This window comes from Mesorhizobium sp. WSM4820 (assembly GCF_055811075.1).
Map to the genome: position 1 here is coordinate 371,244 of NZ_JBVVQN010000002.1, position 23,604 is coordinate 394,847.

Sequence of the window (23,604 nt, forward strand, 5' to 3'; positions counted from 1 at the left end):
CGCTGGCGGGGTGCAAGCTCACAGCGCCTGGGTCGTGTAATCCCCTTCCGGCTCGTAGAGGCCGTCCTCGATCTTGGTCTTGTGGACGACGTTCAGCCGGCCGCCTTCGACCTTGGAGATGTTCTGGATGCCAAAACACTGGTGGATCTTGCCGTTGAAGGTCTTCGGCCCTTGCGGATGCTCGGGGCCCTCGGCGAACTCGGGCAAGGCCTCGGTCGCCTCGACCAGCTTGGCACGGTCTTCCGGGCCCTTGTAGCCGGCATCCTCCATCGCCTTCTTGACGACATAGAGCGTTTCCCAGCAGCCGAACATGTGCGCGGCGGTGGAGACGTCCTTGGGATCGCCGACGGCAGCGCCATTGTCGTCGATGCCGACGGCGGCGCGATAGGCCTTCTGCGCGGCGGAATCATCTGGCTGTGCGTAGCGCGGCGAGCCTTCCCAGAAATGGCTGCCGTCGAGGAATTCGAGGCCGGGGCTGTTGATGTCGGTGGCTTCGAGCGAATCGATGAAGCCGAACAGCTGCGGCCGGCTGGAGCCGTAGAACTCGCCGAGTTCCTTGACGAAGGTAAGCACCGCAGGGCCGACCATGACGTGGTAGATCACCTCGGTCTCGGCCGGGATCTGCGGAAAATATTTGGTGAAGGACGATTCCGTCGGCGGGATGGCGATCTGGGCGATGACCTCGGCGCCCTGCGCCTTCAGCGCCGGCGGCAGGTAGTCGCGATGGTCGTAGCCGAAGGCGAAATCGGGGAAAATCTGCGTCACCTTCTTGCCGGCATTCGCCGCGATCCACGGCGCCATCGCCTGGATCTGGCTCTTCACGTCGGTGATGCCGGGCTGGAAGACGTAGCGGTTGAGTTTGGTCGAGGCGACGTGGTGGCCTTCGCTGACGACAAAATAGGGCATCTTGGCCTCGCCGGCGGCCGGCGCCGAGCCGATGACGACATGCGAAAACAGCGTGCCGTAGACGATGTCGGTCTTGTGCTGGGTGGCGAACTTACCGACCACTTCGGCGCCGCGGCCGGGATCGGTGCCGTCATCCTCGATGATCACCTCGACCGGCCGGCCGTTGATGCCGCCGGCTTCGTTGATCGCCTTGACCGCGGCTGCGGTGGTCCGCTCGTACCAGCGGCCATAGGCGGCGCCGATGCCGGTGCGGTGGCACTGGAAGCCGATCTTTATCGGCGCCGAGCTTTGCGCCTGGCTGTAGCGCACGAACCCAGGCGCGACGGCAAAGCCGGCGCCCGCGGCCAACCCCTTGAGCGCGGTGCGGCGGGTGAGAACGGTTTTGGAGAGATCGAAAAACCCATTCTTGTCAGTCACGGCAGTTCCCCTTGTTTTTGAGTTTGACCAATGGCTGTAGCGAGACGGGCCCCTCTTGGTGAGAGCGCCGAAATTGCATGTGTACAAACTAAATCATCAAAGCCCTGACGTGGCAAGCGAGCTTTCCCCCGGGGACTGATCGACGTCATCGAAGCCGGGTTTTGTCTCACCCGACCGAAGGCGTGGCAAGCAACCACAGGCCGAAGACCGTATAGGCGATCATCAGCACGGTGAGCGGAAACTGGCTGAGCGCGGCGCCCGCGGGACGCGGATGCAATCGCCAGGCGAGGCCATGCGCGACGAGCACGGCGAGCATGTGGCCAATGATGATGACGCCGGCCTGGAAATTCCACAGCCACCATGCCGAGCCGGCGCCGGCAGCGACGCCGGCTTCGATCGGCATGCCGGCGGTGCCGAACAGGTTCCAGCCCAGCGTGAACGGGTCGGAAAGCGCAGCCAGCGCATATTGGCCGTCGACGAGCAGCGCCGTCAGATAGTGCGCAAAATGATAGGCGAGCGCGATCGGCACGATCGACCAGACCAGCAGCCCTGCGGCCTGACTGAGGGAATGCGGGCTGCCTGCAAGATGCTGGCCGAGGACACTGGCAAGGATGAACGCGGCTGCAAGCAGGACGAACGTCAGCACGAGCCCGAAGGTGCCGATGCCGATCAGCGCCGTGCGGCCCGGGACTTCCAGCGGATTGATGCCGAACAGGCCGAGCCAGAAGAAGGTTTTCGACAGGCCGTCGAACGACACCGACGACAGCGCCAGCAGCAGGAAAGCAATGCCGCTGAGCGACAGCGGCGCGGCATTGCCGAGCTTGGCGCCCGGCCAGCACAGACTGAGCCGACCGCCTTTGCGCTCAAGCAGGGCGAAGCGCGCAACCATGGCGAGGAAGACGGTCAGGAACTCACCGCGCCGGGTCCAGTCGCGGTAGCCGAACACCAGCATGGCGGCAAAACTCAGCAGCCAATAAAGGCCGGCGGCCCAGGCGAGCCGCGCCGGGTCGTCGGGCGCCGGGTCGATCAACTCGAACCAGGCGAAGGCGAAGAACAGCGCGAAAGCCGGCCAGCAGCCGAGCCACGCAGGCGGTCGCCATGTCTTGCGATTGACGACCTTGCGATTGCCGGACAGGCGCGAAATGACACGCCAGGGCCCGTACCACGGGTTGAGCCATGACCAGAGATTGCCGAACAGCCCCTGCAGCAAAACCAGGCCAACCCAGAGCAGCGTCCAGATCGCCAGCGGCAGCGGGTTGGAGAGCGGATCACGGCTGCCGAACAGGCCGGCCGCAATCAGAATTACAAAGCCGGCAAAGGATATCAAGCTGACGACCGCCCGCGCGCCGTCGCCGAATGCGAACAGCGGCAGGCGCCGCCGCCAGAAGCGGGCAGGAAAGTCTGAGGGCAGCAGCGCCAGGACAAGAAAACTGGCTGCGACCGCGAACGCGCCGCCGGCGACGTAGTAGACGGTGGGCAGAAGCAGGACGTGGCCGCGATCGGAGGCATGGGCGAAGGCTGGGGTGGGTGATGCGATGAAAGCCGAACAGATGAAAGCTCCCGTCCAGAAAGAATATGCTCGCCCGCAGTGATCCTTCGCACCCCCCTCTGTCCTGCCGGACATCTCCCCCGCAAGGGGGGAGATTGGCTGGCTTGCCGGCTTTCGCCAATCTTCAACGTTGCAGGAAGGGCGCCGTTCGAACGAACTGCCGATCTCCCCCCTTGCGGGGGAGATGTCCGGCAGGACAGAGGGGGGTGGGCGGGAACTCACGCTATCCGAGATTTCCCTTTTGGCGAGGCGAAACCATCCGCAGCCCCTTACACCTTGACCAGCTGCTCCACGCGGTCTTTCTCGCCAAATATGCGCAAATAGCGCTCGATCTCTTTTTCGTCGCCGGTGGCCTTGGCGGGATTGTCGGAGAGCTTGACCGCCGGGTGGCCATTGGCCTCGGTGACCTTGCAGACAAGCGAGATGGCGTCGAGCCGGTTGGTTTTGGTCGGCGCGCAGCCCTCGAAATCATTGGTCAGGTTGGTGCCCCAGCCGAAGGACATGCGCACCTTGCCGTGGAAATGGCGGTAGGTTTCCTCGATGGTCTCGACCTCGAGCCCGTCGGAGAAAATCAGCAGCTTCTGTCTGGGATCCTTGCCCTTTCCGCGCCACCAGGAAAGGATCTTTTCGCCGCCTTCGATCGGCGGCGCGCTGTCGGGGCGAAAACCGGTCCAGTCGGCGATCCAGTCCGGCGCGTCACGCAGGAACGCCGCGGTGCCGAAGGTGTCCGGCAGCACGATCAGCAGATTGCCGCCATAGTAGCGCTGCCAGTCCTGCAGCACCTTGTAGGGCGACTGCTTCATTTCCTTTTCCGAATTGGCGAGCGCGGCGAACACCATCGGCAGTTCATGCGCGTTGGTGCCGAGCGCCTCGAGGTCGTTGTCCATGGCCAAAAGCACGTTGGAGGTGCCGGTGAAAGCCTCGCCGATGCCTTCCTTCAGCGCTTCGACGCACCAGCGCTGCCACAGGAAGGAATGGCGGCGGCGGGTGCCGAAATCCGAAATGCGGATATCCGGCAGCGCTTTCAGCCGCTCGGTTTTGGCCCACATCTTGGCCTTGGCGCGGGCATAGAGCACGTCGAGCGCGAAGGGCCCGAACGCCCGCATGGCGGCGCGAGAGCGAAGTTCATTGATAATTGCCAGCGCCGGGATCTCCCACAGCGTCGTGTACATCCACGGACCGCTGAAAGTGAGCTCGTACTGGCCATCGCGCTTGGAAAGCTCGTATTCCGGCAACTGGAAATTCTCGAGCCAGGCGAGGAATTCCGGTTCAAAAATCTGCTTGCGGCCATAGAAGGTGTTGCCGCCAAGCCAGATCATCTCTTTCTTGGAGAAGCGCAAGGTGCGGGCATGGTCGAGCTGATCGCGCAATTCTGCCTCGTCGATCTCCTCGGCAAGGCGAACCGAGGTGGTCCGGTTGATCAGCGAGAACGTGGTGTCGATCTTGGGATACATGCCCCAGATCATCTGCAGCATCAGCAGCTTGTAGAAATCGGTGTCGAGCAGGCTGCGGACAATCGGGTCGAGCTTCCAGGTGTGGTTGTAGACGCGCCGCGCTATATCGGTCTTGGTCATGTCTCGATGCCGCCTTCGCTGCTCGCCCTAGCTTTTGTTTAGCGCTTTTCCCGGGAAGCCGCTGCGCACTATTCCGGGAATTGCTCCAAATGCCTCTTAGCATTGAATTTTTGAATGCGCCTCCCGCTTTGCCGGCTGGCCCGACAAAAAGAAAAGGCTGCGGGAAGCGCGCTGCGTCGGCTGCAGCAACTCAGGGCGCGGTCTTGGCGCCGATCACCCTCAGCGCCGGACGCTTCCTGCGGATGCCGATGCGGCCCGCCACCGGCGCATCGGCGCGGCCGTCGGCCTGCTCCTTTTCGGCAAACAGCCAGTCGATGAACAGCTGCACGATCGGCGCCGACCTCATCTCGTTGCGGCAGACGACATAGAAATCGTCGACCGCCGGCACCGACAGGCTGAACGGCGCGACCAGCAGTCCCCTGGCAAGCAGTCCGCTTGCTGTCACCGTATCGCCCAGCGCCACGCCATGGCCGTGGACCGCCGCCTCGCTCGCCATGCGCGCGTCTCCGAGATGATGGCGGCGGCCGCGCTCCAGATCCAGCGCGTCGGCGGCGGCCAGCCAGGTGTGCCATTCGCGGCCGTCGTCCCCGTGCAGGAAGACGTGATCGGCGAGGTCGCGCACGGTGCGGATCGGACGGTTGTTGATCAGGGTCGGGCTGACCACCGGGAATAGTTCGAGGCCCGACCATTTGCGCATCCAGCAATCGGTCCAGCTGCCATCGCCATAATGCACGCAGATATCGATATGTGGCGCGCGGACGTCCTTGGCATCATTCGACGGGATCAGCGTCAGCCTGATATCGGGATACTGCGAGGTGAAGCTGCCGAGCCGCGGGATCATCCACAGCAGCAGCAGTGCCGGCACGCAGGACACCGACAGGGCGCCGGTGCTCGCCGGCCTCGTCATGCGCTGCGTGGCGGCGGCGATGCCGTCGAAGGCAGTCGACACCGCCGGCAGCAATTCGGCGCCGTGCGGCGTCAGCTTCACCCGCTGACCGGCGCGCTGGAACAGCTTGACGCCCAGCGACTGTTCGAGCGCCTTGATCTGATGGCTGACGGCGCCGTGGGTGACGTTGAGCTCAGCCGCCGCCTTGGTCAGCGAGGCATGGCGCGCCGTCGCCTCGAAGGCCCGCAATGGATTCAGGGGAGGCAGACGCTTGGCCATCGGAGCCTCAAAGGAACACGATCCCCCCGGTTTTGGATAAGACCGTGCTCGACATTAATGTGAGATTTTCTCACAGCAAACACCCTAACAATATCAATTGATTTTTCAATGCAGCTGCAAGACACTTTGGCTCGTACAGCATCAAGACGTGAAATCCGCAGGCAGCCGGCAGGAATGGCGACCGTCATTGATGGCCGCACTGCACCAGCCATGGAGGACCGACATGGGTTATAACAGCGGCAAGCTCGAAGCGTTGCGCCGCAAATATGGCGAAAGCCATGGCGGCGAGATGTTCGACCCAAAATTCCGGCGCGTCGCCGACAAGATTTTTTCCAAGAGCGGCACGCGGCTGGCGCCCTATTCCGGCATCCCGACCTTCCTCAGCGCGCCCTACCGGGAAATCGCCGCCGACAATCCTGATTTCGGCGATCTGCAGGTGGCGATGATCGGCGTGCCGATGGACCTTGGCGTGACCAACCGGCCGGGCGCCCGCTTCGGGCCAAGGGCACTGCGCGCCATCGAGCGCATCGGCCCCTACAACCATGTGCTGGAATGCGCGCCGACACACGAACTGAAGGTGGCTGACATCGGCGACGTGCCGTTCCAGAGCCGCTACCGGCTGGAGACCAGCCATGACGACATCGAGCGCCGCACCAACCAGATCGTCGACGCCGGCGTCATTCCGCTTTCGGTCGGCGGCGATCACTCGATCAGCCATCCGATCCTGAAGGCTGTCGGCAAAAAGGCGCCGGTCGGCATGATCCATATCGACGCCCATTGCGACACCAGCGGCCTGTTCGACATGACCAAGTTCCACCATGGCGGGCCGTTCCGCAACGCGGTGCTGGACGGGGTGCTGGATCCGTCGCGCACAATCCAGATCGGCATCCGCGGCTCGGCCGAATATCTGTGGGAGTTCACCTACGAATCCGGGATGACCGTCGTGCATGCCGAAGAGGTGACCGGCCTCGGCATGCCCGCCATCATCGCGAAGGCGCGCCAGATCGTTGGCGATGGCCCGACCTATGTGTCCTTCGACATCGACAGCATCGACCCGGCCTTTGCGCCGGGCACCGGCACGCCGGAAGTAGGCGGGCTGACGACGCGGGAAGTGCTTGAACTTTTGCGCGGCCTCAAAGGGCTCAACATCGTCGGCGGCGACGTCGTCGAGGTGGCGCCGCAATATGACGCAACCAGCAACACGGCCCATGCCGGCGCGCAGGTGCTGTTCGAAATCCTCAGCCTGATGGTGTTCAGCCCGGCGATCTCAGGCAAGCGAGCTTAACGCACATCCAAGGCGACCGCCGCGCTGGAGCCGGCGGCCGCATTCAAACAAAACAAGCTTCCAGCAGGGGAACGACAATGACATTTCACATGAAATCATCCATCGCCGCCGTGCTGCTGCTCGCCGGCCTCGGTCTTGCCACCCAGGCCGCCAATGCCGACGCGCTCGACGACATTACTAAGGCCGGCGCGATCAATGTCGGCATTTTCTCCGACTTTCCGCCCTTCTCCTCGGCCAGTGCCGATATGAGCATCAAGGGCTATGACGTCGACGTGGCGCAGTTCATCGCCGACCAGCTCAAGGTCAAGCTCAACTTGGTCAGCGTGACCGGGCAGAATCGCATCCCGTATCTTACCGACAAGCGCGTCGATATCCTGATGAGCGTCGGCTACTCCAAGGAGCGCGAGCAGGTGATCGATTTCGCCGCCGCCTACGCGCCCTATTATATCGCCGTGATCGGCCCGGCCGCGCTCAAGGTCGAAGGCAAGGACGATCTCGCCGACAAGTCGATCGCCGTCAACCGCGGCACGCTGGAAGATACGTCGCTGACCGAGGCAGCACCCGCCTCGGCCGACATCCGCCGTTTCGACAACTATAATTCCGTCATCCAGGCCTTCATCTCGGGTCAGACCCAACTGATGGTCGTCGGCAACGATGTCGGCGCCCAGGTGCTCGCCCGCCAGGAGGCACTGAAGCCGGAGCAGAAGTTCCAGCTTCTCACCTCGCCCTCGCATATCGGCCTCAACAAGAACGAGGACCGCCTGAAGCAGGCGGTCAACGACGCGGTCGCCAAGATGCTGGCCGACGGCAAGCTGGACGAAAGCTCGAAAGCCTGGCTCAAAACACCGCTCAATCCCGACAACCTCAAGGATTGATCTCCGAGGTAAGGACCTATCATGGGCTACAGCCTCGACTTCGGCTGGCTTGCCGATGCGACAGGTGCGATCGCGCGCGGGGCGGCCATGACGATCCTTTTGATCGCCGTGACCACGCTGGCGGGAACGTTCCTCAGCATCCTCGGCGCAGCAGGGCGGCGAAACGGCCCCTTGCTGCTCAAGCGGGCAATCGGCGTCTATGTCGAAATTATCAGGAACACGCCGTTCCTTGTGCAGCTGTTCTTCATCTTCTTCGGGTTGCCCAGCATCGGCGTGAGGCTCGATCCGCTGCTGGCCGCCATGCTGGCAATGACGCTCAACATGGCGGCCTACACGATCGAGATCGTCGGCGCCGGGCTCGACGCGGTGCCGCGCGGGCAGACGGAAGCAGCCCTTGCGCTTGGGCTCAGGCTGCGTCAGGTCTTCGTCAAGATCGTGCTGCCGCAAGCGCTCAAGGTGATCTTTCCGGCGCTGACCAGCCAGATCATCATCATGATGCTGGAGTCCGCCGTGGTGTCGCAGATCGCGGTGCGCGAACTGACCTACGAGGCCGACATGCTGCAGGCGCGCACCTTCCGTGCTTTCGAGACCTATTTCGTGGTGACGATGGTCTATCTCGTCCTGTCGATGGGGCTGCGCCGGCTGCTGGTCAGCGGCGGCCGCCGCGCTCTGGGAGCCGGCGTGTCATGATCGAATTTACCTTCTGGGATATTGTCCGCAACCTTCTGCTCGCCGCGCGCTGGACGGTGCTTCTGTCACTGGCGGCTTTCGTCGGCGGCGGCGTGGTCGGCATGGTCGTGCTGTTCTTCCGGATCGCCAAAAATAAATGGGCGCGGCGGCTTGCGTCGGGCTACATTGCGCTTTTCCAGGGCACGCCGCTGCTCATGCAGCTCTTCCTGATGTTCTTCGGCCTGCCGATGCTGGGCTTGCGCATCGAGCCGTGGACCGCTGCAGCGCTTGGCCTGACCTTCTTCGCCAGCGCCTATCTCGCCGAGATCTGGCGCGGCGGCGTCGATGCGCTGCCGCGCGGCCAGTGGGACGCCGGCGCCAGCCTCGGCCTTCACTATCTGCAGGAACTGAGGCTGATCATCCTGCCGCAGGCGTTTTCGATCACCCGCGCCCCGACCGTCGGTTTCCTGGTGCAGCTGATCAAGTCGACCGCGCTGACCTCGATCATCGGTTTCGAGGAACTGGTCAGGACATCCAACGCCATCAACAATGCGACCTTCGAGCCGTTCACCGTCTATGGGCTGGTCGCCTTGATCTTCTTCGTCATGTGCTTCCCGCTGACGCAATATGCACGTTCGCTTGAACGACGGGCGACTTCACACTAGCAAGCCGCCTCTGCGCTTAGCGTTCGAATGCCTTCTTCGCTCCTTCGGAGTTACCTCCTTGTTGGAAGAAGAGTTCTGTGTACTCTCACAATGCGTTATCAAGGGCTTGGGGATGAGAATTGCAATGTTCGTCGCGTTGGCCGCGACAGTGGCCGGATGCGCGACCTCTCCGGTCGACTATGGAGCGTCGCTTTCGAAGCAAGACCGGAAATGGGCGTCGCCGGAATGCCAGCAAGCCCGCATGGAGGCTTCCGACTACGACGCTCGCGAAAAAAAGCAGCCGGGCTGGGGAACCGGCGTCTTTCTTGGCCCGTACGGATTAGGGCTCGCAGCAGCCATCAAGGAGCACCAGCAGAAGCAACGAAAATTGTTCGCCCGCGCGGTGCACTTGCGGTGCTCAAGCCTTCCACTGCCAAAGGAGTTGCACAGCGACTTAAGCCCACAGGCCGCAACTGCAAATCAGACGAAATATCCATAGACGTCACGACCCGTCCTGCTTCGTGACGAAGCCGCTTTCATCAATGCCCAAAGGAGAGCGGCGGCGCGATCTTGTCGCGCCGCAGCCAGCGCGCCAGGAGCAGCGCCGCCACCACCGCCAGCCCCAACGACAGGCCGATCCAGATGCCGACGCCGTCGAGCCCGGAATGGAAGGCGAGCAGCACGCCGAGCGGCAGGCCGATGCCCCAATAGCCGATCGCGGCATAGATCATCGGCACCTGGGTGTCGTGCAGGCCGCGCAGCATGCCGGCGGCCACGGCCTGGGCGCCATCGAAAATCTGGAACAGCGCGGCAAAGGCCAGGAACGACACGGCAAGCCCGATCACAGTGGCATTGGCCGGGTCGCCGAGATCGATGAAGGCGCTGATCAGCAGTTGCGGCCACAGGATCATCACCAGCCCCATCAGCGCCATGAACGAGACGCCGATGACAAAGGCGGTCCAGCCGGCGCGGGAAACACCTTCCGGATTGCCGGCGCCATGGGCGAGCCCGACGCGTACCGTCGCCGCCTGGTTGAGGCCGAGCGGCACCATGAAGCTGATCGAAGCGATCTGGATGGCGATGGCATGCGCCGCGAGCGAGGCGGCGTCGATCAGGCCCATGAGAAGGGCCGCCGCGTTGAAGATCGTCACCTCGAAGGCGAGAAGCCCGGCGATCGGCAGGCCGAGCCGCAGCAGGCCCTTGAAGCGCGGCCAGTCGGCCCGCCAGAAGCGCCCGAACAGCTGGTAGCGGCGAAATTTTGGCTCAATCGTCACCACCGCCGCCATGCCGGCGAACATCAGCATGCTGGACAGCGTGGTGGCGAGGCCGGAGCCGGCGATGCCCATCGAAGGGGCGCCGAGATTGCCGAACATGAACACCCAGTTGAAGAACACATTGCAGGCAACGGCAACGAAGACGATGACCAACGCCCAACCCGGCCGCTCCAGCGCCGAGATGAACGAGCGCAGGACGATATAGCCATAGAACGGCAGCACCGCCCATTCGAGCCAGCGCAGGTAGATGCCGGCCTGATGCGCCAGCGCCGGTTCCTGGCCCATGGCCAGCAACACGGCCTCGCCGTACCAGAGAAATATCCAGATCGGGATTGAGATGAGGATTGCCAGCCACAGGCCCTGCCGCACGGTGCGGCGCAGATCGCGCACCGAGTGGCGACGGCGGCCGAGTTCCGTGGCGATCATCGGCGAGGTCGCCAGCATCAGGCCGAGCCCGAAGATCAGCGGCATGAAATAGAGGTTGGCCCCGAGCGCGCCGCTGGCCAGCGTGTCCGGACCCAGCCGCCCCATCATCATGACATCGGTGGCGGTCATCGCGGTCTGGCCGAGATTGGTGAGCACCATCGGCCACGCGAGCGCCAGCGTCGCCTTGATTTCCCGACGCCAAAGATTTTCCGGCGCGCGCGCGCCGGCTTCGATCGCAGACATTATTTCGCCTATCCGATTGCGGCGCGTCGGCAAAAAGGGCCGGAAGCCGCGTCTCAGCGCGGAAAATGGCCGTGATCGGCCCGGATTCCGCATTATCCGCACGGCTTGTCCACGAAATGGGCAGCTATGGCAAGGGGGCTGGCTCAGGGGAAGAGTTGAGCCAGAGAGCGCAGAAGCCGCTATGATTAGCGGATTGAGATCATCTGGGGTTGGGCGCGAGATCATCGCGAGATCGTCAAAGTCGGGCGCGAGCGTGGATGCGACGATCTCAGGGGTGATTGGCTTGTCGCCCAGCTTGAAGCCCTGCTCGAAGGCGCGGTTGAGATGCTCGGCGAACTGGAGCGGCGTGCTTAATCTGGACGCCAGCAGGTCCAGCGCTGCAAGTTCGATCAAGGCGTCGATGTTGGCATCTGGGATCAGGGCGATCGCGATCGACCTCTATGACGGTCAGGCCGCAAAGACGCACGAGGAAGCGGAAAAATTGATGAACAGCCTCGATCCCGTCGCTGCCGGCCGGGTCGTCCCGCACGACCACTGTGTTTTGGACGACGGCGAACTCCTCACCCGGTGCGCCGATGCGACGGCCGTGCTCGCGGAGCGATTCTTCGTCGGGCGCCTGATAGATGCAGACCGACCCGATACGGCCGTCGGACTCGTTGACGACGTGGCTGCGAATCCAGCGAACCTGGTCGGACATTTCCTCGCCGACACGCTTTGACATCTCGGCGGCCGTACCCAATACATCCAGATCGGCCTAGGCTCCTCGGCGACGGATGACGTAGAGATCCGTCTTTTTGCTCCTTTCAGAACACCATCACCGATACGTCCTGGCCGGCGAGAATGGCGCCGGCCGTTGTCAGCGTGTCGTTTTTGACCAGGAAGTGCTGCGTCAGGGCATTGACGTCGCGCAGACGCCTTTGCAGAGGCGAAGAGGCATAGAGCGAACTGCCGCCGCCGGCGCGATAGGCGCTGGTCACCACCTCAGCGGTGCGGTTGGTTGCCCACACTGCCGCCGCCCTGATGCGTGCCCGATCCTCGATAGCCAGCGGTGATCCGCCTGCCACGGTCGCCCACACCGATTCGGCGCTCTCGTACAACAATGCTCGAGCCGCACGGAGTGCTGCGTCGGCATTGGCCAGCTCGAATTGGAAATAGCCGCTTCGGGCGAGAGTGCTTTCGGCGAGGAGAGGAGTCTTCTTGGTTGCCAATTCGATGATGTCGTCCAACGCGCCTTGCCCAATGCCCACAGCGATCGACGCGATGCTGAGTGATGCCAGGACCGGCGGCGGGATATTAACGATGACGGCGTCGATGCATGGCTTGTCGACGAGCGGAACGAGCGTCCGCTCGGACATCACAAAGACGTCGTCGACACGGAAGTGATGGCTTCCGGTCCCGCACAGGCCCGAGACGTTCCAGGTATTCTCGATCACAACCTGGTCGGGAGAGAACACCACCGTGCGCAGGTGGGGTACTCCATCCTCGATGCTCTCGACGTTGTTGCCGAACAACCAGTCGGCGTGCTCACAGCCGCTGGCGAAGCTCCACCGCCCCGTGACATTGTAGCCGCCCTCGACGGCCGTGACCGAGCCAGACGGGCTGAATACGCCGGCAAAGATGACGTTGCGGCGCGAAGCAAACAGGTTGTCGAATGTGGCACGGGGAAGCCCCACCAGGTCGATCCACGAGGCGCTGCCGATCATGACAGTCCAGCCCACCGATGCGTCGGCACGGGCGAGGGCCTCAAAGACCCTCATCCCGCTCGCCAGGTCGGCACCGAGACCACCGTGCGAGGTTGGCGTCAGGACACGAAAACAGCCGGCGCCTGTCAGTTCATCAAGCAGATCGCGAGGTATGCGGCGGGCACTCTCGATGTCTGCGGCGCGACTGGCGATGGTCGGGCCCAGCCGGCGTACTGCCTCGAGGGGGTCTTCGACGGTATGCTTTCGAGCTGCGGCGGTCATATCTGCCTCCTTTCGGTGAAACCTCTCGTTCAAGCGCGCAATGTTCACTGCGATCTCGACAGTTCGGCGTGATGTCACCATGTCGGCTACGCCAAGTCGTTACGGCCGCGCCAGCAGGCAGCGAAAAGTCGCCTCGATGTGATAGCTGTCGTCGGGCTGGCGGAAGGGCGCGATCGCCTCGGTGTGCGCCCGAGTCACGGCCTGCTCGCCGGAGTATTCCATGGCGCGTGCCGCAACGCCGGCGGAGTTGAGGCCGCGTACCGCCGTGGCTTCGTCCGGATAGACGAAGGGACTGTCGACATCGAACACGTCCACCGGTGTGAGGCCGGCCTCGGAGGCGAACTTGCGCAAAGCCTGCTCGTCGGACAGTGCGAAAGGTCCGGGCGCATTCGGCGGCGGTGGCGGCATCAACGGGCGCAGGGCGGCCAATAGCGATGCTGCCTGCATGCCTTCAGGATTGCCCCAGGTCATGATTACGACGGAACCGTTGGGCCGGGTCACGCGTCGCGCTTCGCGGAGCGCGACAAGGGGATTGCCGGCGTACTGGAATGAATTGAAGCCGGTGGCCACGTCGAAGCTGCCGTCATCGAAAGGCAGTTCCTCCATATCGCCCTGGCGGAAATCGCCTTCCGGCGTCCGCAGCCGCGCGATGTCGAGGAGCGCCTCGGCGGCGTCGATGCCCGACACCTCGGCGCCGCGCGCCGCGGCGATCTGCGCCGCCATGCCGGCGCCACAGCCAACATCGAGGTAGTGCGTCCCCTCCCTCATGTGCGTGTGCTCCAGCACCGCCTCGTAGACTGGACGAACCGTGCCCTCCTGGATCTCTGCCCAGTCCCTGGCGCGCGCACCCCACAGCCGGCCGTTGATTTTGGCTGTCCGCGGTTTCGCAGCGACCGACATCGCTTGGTTGAAAGTAAACATCGTGGACATGGTTCTAACTCCAATGGGAACGGTAAGCTTCTCACTCCTCCCTGTCGGTGAAGGCGCGCGACAGCACCTTCTCGGCGACCTGCCGGCCCACGGTCTCCCCTGCCTCGATATCGAAGCGGTAGTGGATGCCGGCCCAGATCCGCGACTCGCTCGCCTCCGTCGCGCGGGCGAAAAGCCGTTCGCGGTCGCGCGGGAAGAGGTGCGCCAGCACCGTCGCGCGGGCGGTCGACAGGCAAGAGTGAGCGGCTGGGTAGCTCGGGTGATTGGGCGAGGGGAACACGGTCTCGAGCTCGGGGTCGAGCTGCGAGGGCCGGATGTACCATTAGACATACTTCGCGTCGAAGCAGGCAATGGTGGCATCGACATGGGCGACGTTCAGAGCCGCCAGCGCGCGGGCCGACGCCTGCGGGCCGAACGCCGGGCCGTATTCCAGGAGCTTCGTCCGCGCGATCTCGTTCCAAAGCGAGAAGTCACGGCCGCCGCCGAACACCTCCCAATAGAGGGCCTTGTGGTTGCTCGCCGGCGTGCGCTCGTAGCTCTTGAGCTCCGCCAGGGCCGCGGCGACCGCCTCGGAATTGAAGGCAGGCGGCGGGGCGGGGCGGAACTCGTCCGGACGGTCGAGCACCCAGGGACGCCAGGTGCCGGCGAGCGGGGCGATCGGCTTGCTGCCTTGCCATTTGCCTGGTCCCTGCGGAACGCTTCCTGTCCATTTGGCATCTGACCCATCGGCCTCGCCGCGCGCTATCGCAAGCGCGGCCATCTTCTCTCCGAGCGCCCGGCCGGCGGCGATGTCGGTTGGAAATTCGACCCCTGCAAGGAGCCGGCTCTGCATGGCCTCTTCCGCCTTCTCGGCAAATGCGCTCGCGCGATTAGAGAAGAGATCGCCGAGCACGCCTGCGGCCGCTGCCGCCGCTGCCGCATACTCGGACGGGTAGGACGAACTGTCCGGCGTCGGAATCGCCGTGTCGATCGATGGATCGGCCCTGGCCGGGCGCGCCCTGCCGGGCGTTTGCTTCATCGCTGATGCGGCCGCGACCGCGTCGTCGATCGCCGCGTGCATCAAGGCGAGACCACGTCCCGCGGCGAGCGAGGTGACGAAGTCGGCGAGCATCGTGTCGACGGCGATCTCATTCCACCGGTAGGCCGGTCCGCCGACGTTCCACCAGCGGGTGCGTTCGACGTCGGCAGCGCTCCGCCGTGCGACAAACGCCTTCACCTCGTCGAGTTCGGCGCCAGCGTCGGCGGGCGGGTTGGGCACGTCGAGGACGGCGAACGACGTCGTCAGCCAACCCCTATCGCTTGAAGGCGCTACCTCCGCCTCGTCGGCTGCATTGGCCGGATCCGGCATGATCACGAGCACGGCAAGCAGTCCGGCAATCGTGTAGCTAGTGTTCCTACTCAGGTGAATGTCGACAAGTGGCATGACTTCCTCCTGTTCAGGTTGACGTTCTCGGTTGTGATGGCTGGCAGTCAGGCTGCCTTATGGCGACGCCCGCGTAGTGGCTGCCCAACAGCCAGAAGGTGGGCGGAAACCCCTCCTGCCATGCGTCTCGAATGTCGAAGTGGGCGCTCGCCACGAGCTGAAACGGGTTGCGGTTGAGATTGCATCCGCCGGCAAGAACGCCCCAGAAGCGGTTGAGCCGATCCTGCAACCTTCTCCGCCAGCCGGCATTCGCTTGCCCGTGTTCGAGGAAGATCAACCGCCCGCCGGGCTTCAAGATGCGCCGGATCTCCGTCAGCGCAGCCGCCGGCTTCGGAATGGTGCAGAAGGCGTAAGCGACGATCACTGTGTCGGCGAATCCACTCACAAGTGGCATGCTTTCGCCGCAGGCCTGGAGGCATTCGACATCGAACGGCAAAGCGCGGTTCTGTCGTTTCGCCAAAGCGAGCATAGTGCCGTCAGGATCGACGCCGACGAGCCGCCTCACCTTGGCTGCATCGTAGTAAGGCAGGTTCAGGCCGGACCCGAAGCCGACTTCGACCACAACGCCCTCCGCCAGCGGCACCATGCGCTGCCGCATGCGCGAGAAAGCGGTCGCCGAACAGCCGGCGTGGACGACGTACGGCGCGATGCGTCGTCCGTACCAGGAGAGACATGACCGACACATGGCTCACCCTCCTCGCCCTGCATTGCGGGTGCCGATACTGCCGAGGAATTGGTCGACAACCGGCACGATCGTCTCGACATCGAGAAAGGCCGTCACATGGTTCCTGCCCTCAAGCGGTAGGAATTCACCTCCGGCCAGTTCTGCGAACTTTCGGGTGGCATCGCATCGGGGATCGAGCGTGCCGCTGATTGCCAGCACTGGGATATCGAGCTTCGCAAGAGCCGCTGAGAAATCCGCTCTATCCCTGGCGAGGCTTGCCTGAACAGCAGGGAGATCATTATCTCGGATGCGTCGGCAGCTGTCCGGCGAAAGGTCGGGGGCCAACTGCTTCACGAAGGCAAGCCACGCTTCGAAGTTATCCTTGAGTGCGGCTCGCAAGGGAGTAAGGTCTTCCGCGAAGGGATGCGCGCCATTGACGATCAGTGCATCGACGCGGTCCGGATGATACGCGGCGGTGGCAAGTGCGATGACACCGCCCATCGAATGACCCATTAGTGCAGCGCGGCGAATGCCGGCGTGGTCGAGGACCGCGATGATATCGGCCGCCCGCCTGCGGCCCGAATAGGCAGCCGGATCGTGCGGCTTGCCGCTGCGGCCATGGCCGCGGCAATCGACAAGGATCAGCCGCCGTTCGCGCTGCAGGAATTGCTCGACATAACCGGCCTCATGCCAGGACTCACGGCTTTCAGTTACGCCGTGAAGCAGCATGAGCGGCTCGCCGCAGCCAATGTGTTCATAAGCAATCGAGACGCCATCCGCGGCAACAGCCTCGGATGGGTGGTGGGGGATGATAGAATTGACCAGTGACATTTATCGCTCCAAAGTTGGGCGCAGTTGGCCCGAAAGTCGCAGGGGCAACGATAGACGGCAGGCGTCCCCTCAACGTCCCCTGCCTGGTGCGATTTGTCGCGAGCGGATCCATGGAGAAATTGGAGTTTCGACTTTTGGGCTTTCCGGAGTTCCGCTTGGACGGACAGCCGATGCCACTTGCCCTGCGCAAGGCAGCCGCGCTGCTCATCTTTCTTGCCGAGGCCGGTCGGCCCGTCGCGCGTGAAACTGCGGCCACGCTGCTGTGGCCCGAAGCCGACGAAGAGACTGCTCGGGCGCGCCTTCGGCGTATCCTTTACAAGATCCGGATCGCTTTTCGCAGCGAACTCGTCGCCGTGAGCGGAACTTCCCTCAGCCTGCACCCGGAGCTTTCCGTCGAGATTGACTCCAGAATTTTTGAGCACGCCTGCGACCACGGCTCTCTTGAAACGGCGGCCAACATATACACGGGCGATTTTCTTGCGGGTTTCTCCCTGCCGGATTGTCAGGAATTCGAGGAATGGGCGTTCTTCAGGCGCGAGGCCCTGCGCAGCCGCCTGACACAGGCGTTGGAGCGCCTGGTCGAAACGCAGATCGCCGCTGGAGAACCTCTCACCGCAGTTGTGCATGCGACGCGTCTGGTGGGACTGGATCCGCTGAGCGAAAATGCGCACCGCCATCTGATCCGTGCCCACTTGGCGGTCGGGAACAGGGCGGCAGCCGAGCGCCAATTCGAAGCATGCGCCCGGCACTTGCAAGAAGAGCTTGGCGTGACACCTGACCCTGCAACCGTTGCCTTGTTACAAGAGCCAAGCAAGACCACTGCTCCGGAAGCGCCGCGAACGCGTTATGTCGAGGTGGATGGGATCCACCTCGCGTTCCAGACCGTCGGCAGTGGTCCGCCGGACATCGTGCTCGTTCCCGGGTTCGTTTCGCATGTGGAGCGGATCTGGGAAGACAGCCGCTGCCGCGCGTGGATTGCGGCGGTTTCGCGTATCGGTCGCCTTATCCTCTTCGACCGGCGCGGCGTGGGCCTTTCCGACCGGGTCGGAGCGCGTCCAACCGTCGACGCGACGGCGCAGGACATATTGGCGGTCATGAACGCGGCCGGAAGCCGCCTTGCGCTCCTCATCGGTTCGTCGGAAGGCGGTCCCGGCTGCATCCGCTTTGCAGTCGATCATCCCGATCGCCTCATCGGGCTCGTTCTGTGGGGCTCCCTGGCCAAAGGCAGCCGGACGCCCGAATACGCTTTCGCCTTGACCTCCGAGCAATACGACCTCTGGAAGCGCCGCCTGGTCGCCAACTGGGGCGGACCGGCCGAGATCGAAACCTTTGCCCCGAGCCTGGTCGGCGACCGCCAAGCGGAAGCCTGGTGGGCCGGGTTGCTGCGGGCGGCGTCCAGTCCAGGTGCCGTTGCAGGTGTGATCGATGCGCTGCGCGACACCGACGTCCGCCATTTGCTCGCAAGGGTCTCGGTCCCGACACTGGTGCTGCATCGCTCGGGCGACCGCGCGGTCCACTCGGAGGCGGGTCGCTTCCTTGCTGCGAAGATACCCGGAGGGCGGTTCGTGGAGGTCGCCGGCGACGACCACTGGTTCTGGGTCGGCGACCAGAACCAGCTGCTGCGCGGCATCAGCGAGTTTGCGGAACGCCACCGGTGAACCAGCGCAGCGAGCGCCCGCAGTTATGGCGTCGAATCTGATCACCGCCACTGTCTCATTCTGTTGCCCGGGACGAGGTCGCCCGCGGCGCGGGTCAAGCACTTGAGCTTGCGCTGGCCGGCGCAGCCCGGTGTCCGGGCATCGCGCTCAATTGGTCCGGGATCGACGTAAGTGATGTCGAAGGGATCCGTTTCGTTGATCTGGACAATCGGACCAGGTCCAGCACGGGTTATGCCGCAGCACCGCGTCCGGCAGCGATGGCCTTGACCTTTTCGGACGTCAGCATCTCTCCGCCGATCGCCCAGTCGCCGCTTGCGACTTCGTTGATCTTGACCCAGGTGACGCCGCGCATGTTTTCGCCTTCGACGGCGACCATCGCTTCGGTCACCTTCTCGATCAGCTTGTGCTTCTGGGCGGGCGTGAAAACGTCTCGGATGACGTGAATGTCGACGAGTGGCATAGTCTGTTCCTCCATTTCAGGGTTGGCGTTTTCGATCGTCGTGGACTTGTTCGCACGACTCATTCTGCGGTCGGTGAAGCCTCCGTGGCGGTGTCATGAGTCACCCCCTGTTGCTGTGCTCGTCTGCCGTCGCATCCGCCAATGAGGCCACGGGAATGGCCTGCGCTCTGCTGGGGCGAACGAAACTTGCGGGCTCGCGCGGTTGTTTTATTGGTTCGGACAAGCAGTGTGGTCATGACGCTTCTCCTCTCGGGCGCTGGTCCGGCGCCAAAGACGCCCAATGATCTGCTTGTGAATGATGAGGCCAGTCCATGGGCGCGGACGCGGGAGGCGACGTGGAATCGTGTTGACCGGGTCGATCGGGCGGCGAACCTGCCACCTCGTCGAAGGGCGCGCCGATGCGCGTTCGCACCGGAACGCCGTGGCGCAGGGTCCGCAGCACGACACAACTGTGTTCGGCCGCCGCGAAGAGCACCTGCAGCTTCGTGGGATCGGCATCAGAAGCCGGCTGCAATCGCACGCGGCAGCCTATGCGCTGGAAGCCTGCCGGAACGGAGCGATCGACGAGCAGCGCGCCTCGCACGTCGGCGTCGGCGCTTACGGCGACCTCCAGCGACTCAAGGCGAATCTCGAGCCGGTCGGCAACCATTCGAAGGGTGGAATCGAGACAGGCGGCGAGCGCGGCGCACAGCATGTCGCCCGGATTCGGCAGATCGTGATAACCGCCGACCGCCCGATGAATACCGAACCGCCATGGCGAACCATCTCCTTCCCCGAGAGCAACGCTGCCGTGGAAAGGATCTGCGCGATCATCAATCGTTCTCGCGCGGTCGGTGATGAGGGCTTCTTCCGCAGCGCTGCGATAGCGCTCGCGAAGCGGATCCTGGCGTTGCTTGACGATGCCTGCTGAGGTTTGGCTCATGGGTCCGTGTCCCAAGTTCTGCAATCCTGGTGCAAAAATGGGGCAACGACGGGCCCCGGTCATGGGGCGAGAGCCCTACCGATCTTGCTTATTTTGCCAGAAGGGGCGGGTTTTCTGGGGCGCCGGCCCCAGTGGGCGAGCCAAAACGGCTCAGTCGTGGCCAAATCCCGCCTTGCGCGCGGCCACGATAGCCTGGGAACGATGCTCGACACCAAGCTTGGAGAAGATGCTGGATATGTGATTGCGCACGGTCTTTTCCGAGATGTTCAGCCCTCGTGCAATCTCGATATTGGTCAGGCCGCGCGCGATGCGGTCCAGGAGTTCCTTTTCGCGCTCTGTCAGGTCGAACAATTCGCTGCCCCGCGCCATACTGATCGGCTCGTCGGCATCAAGGAAATTGTCGAGTTCCTTCCGAAACTTCCTCCAGGCCTTCTCGCGCGGCAGCAGGATGTGGTTCTTGCTTTCGAGCGGCACGAAGCGGGCATTCGGTATCATCGCAGCAAGGCTACGGCCGGCCTCGAACGGTACCATGCCGTCGCCACGAACGTGAAAGACCAGCGTCGGCATAGTGATCTTGGGTGCCTCTTCCCGGATGTCGAATGCATGGAAGGCATTCCACAGCCGGCATGCGGTTTCAGGCGACGCGCTTAGCCGCTGCAGTTCACCGATCCATTTGAGCTGCTCCTTGCCTCCGTCCGGCATCAGAAGATTCGCAAAAACTTCACGGAACGCTCCAGATTCACGGCCCCATCCGACTTCGATCATCTGCGAGAGCGTCCGCGCCTGCTTGGCGAGTTTCTCGCCCACACCGTCGACATAGGCGCCGTGTAGATAGCCGCTGTAGAGGACGAGCCGCGTGACACGCTCGGGGTGGCGCGCAGCAAAGGCAATCGCCACCAGACTACCTTGACAGAGCCCGATGATGGGAAAGCGATGCAAACCGAGCGCATCGACGACCGCTTCCAGGTCGGCTACCCAGGCATCGAGCGAGAAGTCGGTCGCATCCCGGTCCGAAAGGCCTGACCCGCGCGGGTCATAACGGACAAGCATCCGTCGATCGCTGAGAGTCTCTTGCCAATGCCGCCAGACGGGGCTTTCCCAATCAATATCGAGGTGCGTGAACCAGTTGTTGACCCGCACCAGTGGCGGGCCGTGGCCTGCCGTCGCCAAGGCGATTCGAACCCCGTCCCGCGACGTGCAGAACTGTATCCGTTGCGTCATCGGAGCTTTCCTGCTTGTCCTTGTCCGCAACCACTGCAAGAGAGCCGCAATGTTATCAGGCACACCGCGCCAGCAACAGCTATCAGAACGCAGCCGCCTATCAATGGTAGCTCATCAGCGCTCATCAGCATATCAGACGACGTTCATCCTTAACCAATCGAACAGACGCCTTGCTCGACTACGTCATTCTCTCGCTGCTCGACTTCGCTTCGAGTACAAATAGAGTGAGCCAGGAATCGCGATGATCTCGCGCCCGACCGCGGACAATCTCAATTCCGCTACAGCTATGATCGCGTCGTTGGCCGATTTGAAGAGCGGTCATCACATCGGATTCAATCGAAAGGCATGCGGATGAGCGCGTTTCCCGAAATCCATCTGGTTCGACATGGCGAGACGGAATGGAGCGCGTCGGGAAAGCACACCGGCCTGACCGACATACCGTTGACGCCGGCCGGCGAGGCGGCCGCCGGACGGGTCGCTGAGCGGTTGCAGGGGCTTTCGTTCCAGGCCGTCTGGTCGAGCCCGTCGCAGCGCGCCTTCAAGACCTGCGCGCTGGCCGGCTTCGGTTCGGCCGGCGTGAAGAAGGCCGATCTGGCCGAATGGGATTACGGCGCTTACGAGGGGCTGACCACGAAGCAGATCCGCATCGAACGCCCCGGCTGGCGTCTGTTTCGCGACGGCTGCCCTGACGGCGAGGCGGCAGACGACGTCGGCGCAAGGGCGGATCGGATCGTCGACGAACTGCGTGACGTCAACGATCACGTGCTGGTGTTTTCAAGCTCGCATTTCCTGAGGGTGCTGGCCGCGCGCTGGCTCGGCCTGCCGCCGCAAGATGGCGCTCTGTTCGTGCTGGATACCGCCAGCATAAGCGTGCTCGGCTACGACCACGACCTCAGCGAACCAATCATCCGGCGGTGGAACCAAAGATAGCAGACGCATTGCAGGCGGAGCTATCGCGGTGACCTATCGTCCATACTGGAGAGTTGCCAGGCAGCGCGCGTTGAAGTCTTTCTCACGTAGCGCGGGTGATCTGTCAGGGTACCTGCACTCATCTCAGTCAAGTTCATTTCGCAACTGTAGATTATCATCTTTAAACGACGGCGACGTTAACTGAGCGGAAGCAGTACAATGCCAATCCTCGACCTGTCGTGCGTGGATCAAGCCCAGAGGAGCGGCCGTTTTTTGGTCACCTGCAGCGAGATCAAGGCGGAGTTATTTTCTTTTGGACCGCGCCCCAGGGCGATGCCGCCGAAGGATCCCATTCTGACACTTGAGACCGGCAAGATCGTAACGCTTTTCGGCAGCTGGCCGCGGTTTTTCGCAAGTACGATTCATGCCCAACACGCTCTAATCGGCAATCGTGCGTGGGATGAGAATTACCGTGTCGCAGCAGCCGAGTTTTGCCTTCCGGCCGCTAAAGGGTCTCTCGCCTATAATCAGCATCGAGCACTCGAATTTGAAGAGAATGTCCAAACCGAAAGGGTCTATCAGGACCGTCTCCAGATTGTCGAAGTTGCAGCGGACGGAATTGTTGTCCGCCTGAATAAAAATCAGTCGGTATTCGCTGGACGCATCGAAGAAATTAGCCGCGATCCCACTTGGATATCTGTCACGTTCAGCGAACCGGTTCCGCTGGCTGACATTTTTCAGGTTCTATTCCACGTTCAGATTTTCTTCGAGCTGTCGGAAGGTCGCCCATGCCGGCGGGTTGGCCAGGCAGTTTCGACGCGACAACATACAGAGGCCACGGAATTTGACCATGATGCCTATTTTTCTTTGTATGTCCCGGAAGCCCCTTCGGTGGAAACCCAGAGTTCTACAGTGAGCCTGCATTTCGGGTATTCAGGGATGTTGACCGGGCGGAGACGGCCCGAGCACTCACGCTTTGGCTAAACCGACGAAAGCAATGGGAAGTGACCTATTGGCTCGCTTCTCAATTCATCAATGGTGGCAACATTTACGACCGTTCCCGTATGCTTAAAGCGATGGCATGGTTTGAATCGATCCCAACGTATCAAGTCGATTCCGGGATCACAGACGCTCAATTGAAAGATGTGCGAAAAGCCGCCCGGCAGGAAAGTTGCATCAAAGCGTTGGGCATATCGGACAAGAGGCTCTCTGAAGTTGTGAACTCGCTCAAACAAATTCCTTTGGTTGAGAGGTTCGAAAAGGCGATAGCCGATATTTTGAACCAATTTGGGGATGACATTTTACCTGAGACAATCATAGGGGATTGCAAGTTGGCGAAGCGCTTCCGTGACGAAGCCGCTCATGGTGCCAGAGACAGATCAACAGACCCACGCGAATACTTTATTGCAATGGCCGCTGTCGAGACAGTGGCGTACTTGGCCACGATGCGGGAGTTAGGGATAAGCAAGGACATTATTAGGAAGCTAACCAACCGCTTCGGAGGAGGCCATCCATACACGCGTTACTATGAATGGGCGGACAGCCGAACGCGCGGTCACGACGATGAAATTTAATGCCGCTCGCTTTGCAGGCGC

24 protein-coding genes are annotated in these 23,604 nt (G+C 62.7%); 9 read left to right on the forward strand and 15 right to left on the reverse strand.

The annotated features are described in order from the left end of the window. Nucleotides 1-18: 18 nt before the first annotated feature. The 4 genes from AC0L2R_RS05175 to gcvA form a co-directional block, all read right to left on the reverse strand. The gene (locus AC0L2R_RS05175; RefSeq protein WP_473507940.1) at nt 19-1,323 is read right to left on the reverse strand and encodes an ABC transporter substrate-binding protein; all 1,305 of its coding nucleotides are present in this window, start codon (nt 1,321-1,323) and stop codon (nt 19-21) included. Between the two features lie 166 nt (nt 1,324-1,489). Beyond that, entirely contained in the window at nt 1,490-2,947 is a 1,458-nt protein-coding gene (locus AC0L2R_RS05180; protein ID WP_473507941.1) for a hypothetical protein, read from the reverse strand. A 194-nt stretch (nt 2,948-3,141) separates the two neighbouring features. Continuing rightward, complete coding sequence (pncB, locus tag AC0L2R_RS05185; RefSeq protein WP_023801535.1) at nt 3,142-4,446, reverse strand: nicotinate phosphoribosyltransferase; 1,305 nt, start codon at nt 4,444-4,446, stop codon at nt 3,142-3,144. Nucleotides 4,447-4,636: 190 nt separating this feature from the next. Continuing rightward, complete coding sequence (gcvA, locus tag AC0L2R_RS05190; RefSeq protein ID WP_236393237.1) at nt 4,637-5,611, reverse strand: transcriptional regulator GcvA; 975 nt, start codon at nt 5,609-5,611, stop codon at nt 4,637-4,639. Between the two features lie 223 nt (nt 5,612-5,834). Between gcvA and speB the strand changes: the two genes are divergently transcribed. From speB to AC0L2R_RS05215, 5 genes are all read left to right on the forward strand, one after another. Further along, entirely contained in the window at nt 5,835-6,896 is a 1,062-nt protein-coding gene (gene speB / locus AC0L2R_RS05195; RefSeq protein WP_473507942.1) for an agmatinase, read from the forward strand. Nucleotides 6,897-6,973: 77 nt separating this feature from the next. Beyond that, nucleotides 6,974-7,771 (forward strand): transporter substrate-binding domain-containing protein, encoded by a 798-nt coding sequence (locus AC0L2R_RS05200; protein WP_473507943.1) that lies wholly within the window; start codon nt 6,974-6,976, stop codon nt 7,769-7,771. Between the two features lie 21 nt (nt 7,772-7,792). Then, nucleotides 7,793-8,461 (forward strand): amino acid ABC transporter permease, encoded by a 669-nt coding sequence (locus AC0L2R_RS05205; RefSeq protein WP_023801531.1) that lies wholly within the window; start codon nt 7,793-7,795, stop codon nt 8,459-8,461. Beyond that, nucleotides 8,458-9,105: an amino acid ABC transporter permease gene (locus AC0L2R_RS05210; RefSeq protein ID WP_473507944.1), complete on the forward strand. Its 648-nt coding sequence runs from the start codon at nt 8,458-8,460 to the stop codon at nt 9,103-9,105. The genes AC0L2R_RS05205 and AC0L2R_RS05210 overlap by 4 nt, the downstream gene beginning before the upstream one ends. 112 nt (nt 9,106-9,217) lie before the next feature. After that, nucleotides 9,218-9,583: a hypothetical protein gene (locus AC0L2R_RS05215; protein ID WP_473495071.1), complete on the forward strand. Its 366-nt coding sequence runs from the start codon at nt 9,218-9,220 to the stop codon at nt 9,581-9,583. A 40-nt stretch (nt 9,584-9,623) separates the two neighbouring features. Here the strand turns inward: AC0L2R_RS05215 and AC0L2R_RS05220 are convergent, their stop codons facing one another. The 8 genes from AC0L2R_RS05220 to AC0L2R_RS05255 form a co-directional block, all read right to left on the reverse strand. Then, a complete protein-coding gene (locus AC0L2R_RS05220; protein ID WP_473507945.1) occupies nt 9,624-11,027 on the reverse strand; it encodes an MATE family efflux transporter in 1,404 nt (467 codons plus the stop codon). A 268-nt stretch (nt 11,028-11,295) separates the two neighbouring features. Further along, nucleotides 11,296-11,748: a nickel-binding protein gene (locus AC0L2R_RS05225; RefSeq protein ID WP_473507946.1), complete on the reverse strand. Its 453-nt coding sequence runs from the start codon at nt 11,746-11,748 to the stop codon at nt 11,296-11,298. Between the two features lie 82 nt (nt 11,749-11,830). After that, the gene (locus AC0L2R_RS05230) at nt 11,831-12,991 is read right to left on the reverse strand and encodes an acyl-CoA dehydrogenase family protein (protein WP_473507947.1); all 1,161 of its coding nucleotides are present in this window, start codon (nt 12,989-12,991) and stop codon (nt 11,831-11,833) included. A 99-nt stretch (nt 12,992-13,090) separates the two neighbouring features. Next, on the reverse strand, nt 13,091-13,921 hold the full coding sequence (locus tag AC0L2R_RS05235) for a class I SAM-dependent methyltransferase (protein WP_473507948.1): 831 nt from the start codon (nt 13,919-13,921) through the stop codon (nt 13,091-13,093). Between the two features lie 31 nt (nt 13,922-13,952). Continuing rightward, nucleotides 13,953-14,237 carry a phosphatase PAP2 family protein gene (locus tag AC0L2R_RS05240; RefSeq protein ID WP_473508077.1) on the reverse strand — a complete coding sequence of 95 codons (285 nt, stop codon included), beginning with the start codon at nt 14,235-14,237 and terminating at the stop codon, nt 13,953-13,955. Nucleotides 14,238-14,243: 6 nt separating this feature from the next. Next, a complete protein-coding gene (locus tag AC0L2R_RS05245; protein ID WP_473507949.1) occupies nt 14,244-15,344 on the reverse strand; it encodes a phosphatase PAP2 family protein in 1,101 nt (366 codons plus the stop codon). Between the two features lie 13 nt (nt 15,345-15,357). Beyond that, nucleotides 15,358-16,029, reverse strand: a complete 672-nt coding sequence (locus AC0L2R_RS05250) for a class I SAM-dependent methyltransferase (RefSeq protein ID WP_473507950.1) — start codon at nt 16,027-16,029, stop codon at nt 15,358-15,360. Between the two features lie 3 nt (nt 16,030-16,032). Continuing rightward, nucleotides 16,033-16,839, reverse strand: coding sequence for an alpha/beta fold hydrolase (locus AC0L2R_RS05255; RefSeq protein WP_473507951.1), 807 nt, complete (start codon nt 16,837-16,839; stop codon nt 16,033-16,035). A gap of 110 nt (nt 16,840-16,949) precedes the next feature. On the opposite strand from AC0L2R_RS05255, the gene AC0L2R_RS05260 reads away from it, so the two are divergent. After that, nucleotides 16,950-18,497, forward strand: coding sequence for a bifunctional AfsR/SARP family transcriptional regulator/alpha/beta hydrolase (locus AC0L2R_RS05260; RefSeq protein ID WP_473508078.1), 1,548 nt, complete (start codon nt 16,950-16,952; stop codon nt 18,495-18,497). A gap of 229 nt (nt 18,498-18,726) precedes the next feature. On the opposite strand, the gene AC0L2R_RS05265 is transcribed toward AC0L2R_RS05260, so the two are convergent. The 3 genes from AC0L2R_RS05265 to AC0L2R_RS05275 form a co-directional block, all read right to left on the reverse strand. Beyond that, the gene (locus tag AC0L2R_RS05265; RefSeq protein WP_473507952.1) at nt 18,727-18,957 is read right to left on the reverse strand and encodes a tautomerase family protein; all 231 of its coding nucleotides are present in this window, start codon (nt 18,955-18,957) and stop codon (nt 18,727-18,729) included. 232 nt (nt 18,958-19,189) lie between these two features. Continuing rightward, on the reverse strand, nt 19,190-19,942 hold the full coding sequence (locus tag AC0L2R_RS05270; RefSeq protein WP_473507953.1) for an OsmC family protein: 753 nt from the start codon (nt 19,940-19,942) through the stop codon (nt 19,190-19,192). A gap of 87 nt (nt 19,943-20,029) precedes the next feature. Beyond that, nucleotides 20,030-21,100, reverse strand: a complete 1,071-nt coding sequence (locus AC0L2R_RS05275; protein WP_473507954.1) for an alpha/beta fold hydrolase — start codon at nt 21,098-21,100, stop codon at nt 20,030-20,032. Nucleotides 21,101-21,451: 351 nt separating this feature from the next. Between AC0L2R_RS05275 and AC0L2R_RS05280 the strand changes: the two genes are divergently transcribed. The 3 genes from AC0L2R_RS05280 (at nt 21,452) to AC0L2R_RS05290 (ending at nt 23,583) form a co-directional block, all read left to right on the forward strand. Continuing rightward, entirely contained in the window at nt 21,452-22,030 is a 579-nt protein-coding gene (locus AC0L2R_RS05280) for a histidine phosphatase family protein (RefSeq protein WP_473507955.1), read from the forward strand. Between the two features lie 198 nt (nt 22,031-22,228). After that, nucleotides 22,229-22,993, forward strand: coding sequence for a hypothetical protein (locus AC0L2R_RS05285; protein WP_473507956.1), 765 nt, complete (start codon nt 22,229-22,231; stop codon nt 22,991-22,993). A 20-nt stretch (nt 22,994-23,013) separates the two neighbouring features. Then, nucleotides 23,014-23,583 carry a HEPN domain-containing protein gene (locus AC0L2R_RS05290; protein WP_473507957.1) on the forward strand — a complete coding sequence of 190 codons (570 nt, stop codon included), beginning with the start codon at nt 23,014-23,016 and terminating at the stop codon, nt 23,581-23,583. The last annotated feature ends 21 nt before the right edge of the window (nt 23,584-23,604 follow it).